A 3371-nucleotide genomic window follows, 5' to 3' on the forward strand; every position below is an offset into this window, starting at 1 on the left:
ATATCCGGTCTTCTAATTACAGAATACCTTTCACAGTTTCAAGCATTCCTTTTTCCTGGATAGAATCCAAGTTTACTTTTACAGCTTCTGCCAATCCCGGGATCTTATTCAAATCTTCTCCCCAGATAAAGTCAGCAGCCAGAACACCTTCGGTTACTTTCTTTGTACAACCGGTTGCCCAAAGTTCTTTCAGCAGGTTCATGATTTCAGGAGCATCATTCGGTACAATTTCAGCACCGTCAGCACGTACACCACCTTTATAATAAGTAATGATAGCAGCCAAACCAAGTACCAGGCCTTTAGGAAGTTCGCCTTTACGTTCGAGATAAGTCTTCAATCCCGGTAAATCACGAGTTTCATATTTTGGGAAAGAATTCAGCATAATGCTTGTCACTGCGTGATCTACGAATGGATTGTTGAAACGTTCCAATACGTCGTTGGCGAATTTCTCCAACTCATCCTTCGGCAAATTCAATGTTTCCATCAATTCATCGAACATTACTTTGTGGATATATTTACCAATAACCTCATGTTCACAAGCTTCACGCACAATATTCACACCAGAAAGATAAGCAACCGGAGAAAGAACAGTGTGCGGGCCATTCAACAGAGTTACCTTACGTTCGTGGTAAGGAGCTTCCGAAGGAACAAACAACACATTCAATCCTGCCTTATCAGCCGGGAACTCTTTGGCAACTTCCTGCGGAGCTTCAATCACCCACAGATGGAAGATTTCAGCCTGAACAACCAAGTTATCATCGTATTGCAGTTTTTCTTTGATAGCAGCAATATCTTTGCGCGGGAATCCCGGAACAATACGGTCTACCAATGTTGCATATACGCCACAAGCTTCTTCAAACCAAGTCTTGAACTCATTACCCAGGTTCCACAATTCAATATATTGATAAATAGTTTCTTTCAACTTATGTCCATTCAGGAAAATAAGTTCGCAAGGGAAAATAATCAAACCCTTTGTTTTATCACCATTGAATGTTTTGAAACGATGATACAGCAATTGAGTCAGTTTACCTGGATAAGATGAAGCAGGAGCATCTTCAAGTTTGCAAGACGGATCAAAAGCGATACCAGCCTCTGTAGTATTTGAAATAACAAAACGCATTTCAGGTTGCTCTGCCAATTTCATGAACTCGTCATTTTGAGAATATGGATTCAGTGCACGACTGATTACATCGAGCATTGTCAAGCTGTTAACAACTTCGCCTTTATCCAATCCTTGAAGATTAACATGATAAAGATCGTCTTGTGCATTCAGCATATCGACCATACCTTTATCAATGGGTTGAACCACTACTACGCTGCTGTTGAAGTCGGTTTTCTGGTTCATGTTGTAAATAATCCAATCAACAAATGCACGCAAGAAGTTACCTTCGCCAAATTGGATAATACGCTCCGGACGTTGTGTTTTAGGAGCAGTTTCTTTGTTTAATGCTTTCATGTTAGTTGTAATTTATAAAGTTGATATTATACAAATTCAAAATAAAAATCAATATTCTCCTTAATCAGGATGTCGATAGGCATATACTTTACAGGTTCAACAGACTTCTTAAACACAACATGGTCGCACAGAGCCTTCACCCCGCAATACCCTTGCAATCCCGGACGTTGCCCGATTAAATAATGCACATCACCTGATTTTAGCAACTCTACATTTGCTTTCAGAAGGTCATATCCTATCAGCCCTTTCATGCTACGTCCCGCATGACGGAGATACTCTCCCAACTGATACACTCTGGAATTAAATACAACTCCCAGCGCAGCCTTCGGATGTGCCCGGAAAAACTCATCTAATGTCTGTTGATTACTTTCCTGATCGGATTTATTGAGTATAACCTCATGGATTACCAGGTTGTTATATTCCTCGGCTATGTAACTCATAAAACCGTCCAAACGACGTTGCATCTGTATTTCAGCCGGATTATCTTTATTATTACTTAAGAACAAGACTAACTCCTGACCTTCTCCTGCCGAATAGTTGCGCATCAATATTTTTGCTGCAATATATCCGCTCTTATAGGAATCCTGCCCAATATACGTCAAGGCTCTCGCTTCTTCCATATTGAAATCAACAAAAGCATAAGCTATCTTATTTTCCTGTAGATAAGCTGTCAGCGCCAGCGTCTCTTCCCGGAAATTCGGAGAAATCAACACTGCGTCTACATTCTTTTCTTTTATAGCAAGGCAGGCTTCCTGATAACTTTTCTCATCTCCATGATGGTAACACAGATAATCTATACCCACATTAAAAGGACGCAGCTCTTGCCGGGCACGCTCAATCCCCCCGACTACCGAATGCCAATAGTCATGTTCTATATAATAAGGTATCAGGCAGAGGAAAGAATATTTCTTTTTAGCAGCCAAACCGATAGCAAACACATTGGGTTGATAATGAATCTCATCCAGTACCTTTTGTACTTTAGCTTTGCTTTTGGGAGACACGTCGCCACGATTGTGCAACACCCTATCCACCGTTCCGGCGGAAACACCGGCCATACGGGCTATGTCTTTAATGGTATAGTTCTGGTCCTCCATAGTGCTAAAACTTAAATATTATAAATAATCGCTGCAAATATACGAATTATTTTGTTACTCCAAGTAAATTTTCTATTTTTGTGTTCGATAACGGTTAATAAAACTAAAACGAGATTTACGCCTATTAGCTTTAAAATCAATACGATATAGGTATAAATACAGAAAGTAATAATTTTATATACTTAAAACACAGTAATAATGAAGAACTTCATGGACGAAAACTTCTTGCTGCAAACAGAAACCGCGCAAAAGTTGTATCACGAGCATGCGGCTAAAATGCCGATCATCGACTATCACTGTCATCTCATTCCTCAAATGGTAGCTGACGACTACAAGTTTAAATCACTGACTGAAATCTGGTTGGGCGGTGACCACTACAAATGGCGTGCAATGCGTACAAACGGCGTAGATGAACGTTTCTGCACAGGAAAAGATACCACAGACTGGGAAAAATTCGAAAAATGGGCGGAAACAGTTCCTTATACTTTCCGCAATCCACTGTACCACTGGACTCACCTCGAATTGAAAACTGCATTTGGTATCAATAAAATATTGAATCCGCAAACAGCACGCGAAATTTACGATGAATGTAACGAAAAGCTGTCTCAACCTGAATATTCAGCTCGTGGAATGATGCGTCGCTATCACGTAGAGGTAGTTTGTACTACGGATGATCCTATCGATTCACTGGAATATCACATCAAAACAACGTGAAAGCGGATTTGAAATCAAGATGTTGCCAACTTGGCGTCCTGATAAAGCTATGGCTGTAGAAGTCCCTGCTGATTTCCGTAGTTATGTAGAAAGACTGGTGCATAACT

General features: G+C 40.3%; 2 protein-coding genes and 1 pseudogene. 1 reads left to right on the forward strand and 2 read right to left on the reverse strand.

The features are described from left to right. Positions 1-16: 16 nt before the first annotated feature. Positions 17-1456 carry a tagaturonate reductase gene (locus BXY_RS02665; RefSeq protein ID WP_015531157.1) on the reverse strand — a complete coding sequence of 480 codons (1440 nt, stop codon included), beginning with the start codon at positions 1454-1456 and terminating at the stop codon, positions 17-19. Between the two features lie 26 nt (positions 1457-1482). Then, positions 1483-2550, reverse strand: a complete 1068-nt coding sequence (locus BXY_RS02670) for a LacI family DNA-binding transcriptional regulator (protein WP_004316195.1) — start codon at positions 2548-2550, stop codon at positions 1483-1485. Positions 2551-2748: 198 nt separating this feature from the next. On the opposite strand from BXY_RS02670, the pseudogene BXY_RS02675 reads away from it, so the two are divergent. Next, a pseudogene (locus BXY_RS02675) lies at positions 2749-3371 on the forward strand (glucuronate isomerase); the annotation flags it as partial.

The organism is Bacteroides xylanisolvens XB1A (assembly GCF_000210075.1).
In the GTDB taxonomy this organism is placed as follows: domain Bacteria; phylum Bacteroidota; class Bacteroidia; order Bacteroidales; family Bacteroidaceae; genus Bacteroides; species Bacteroides xylanisolvens.

What these genes read in the sequence shown, in the direction of transcription:
- BXY_RS02665 (WP_015531157.1), bottom strand. Translation starts at nt 1,456, where the DNA reads ATGAAAGCATTAAACAAAGAAACTGCTCCTAAAACACAACGTCCGGAG.
- BXY_RS02670 (WP_004316195.1), bottom strand. Translation starts at nt 2,550, where the DNA reads ATGGAGGACCAGAACTATACCATTAAAGACATAGCCCGTATGGCCGGT.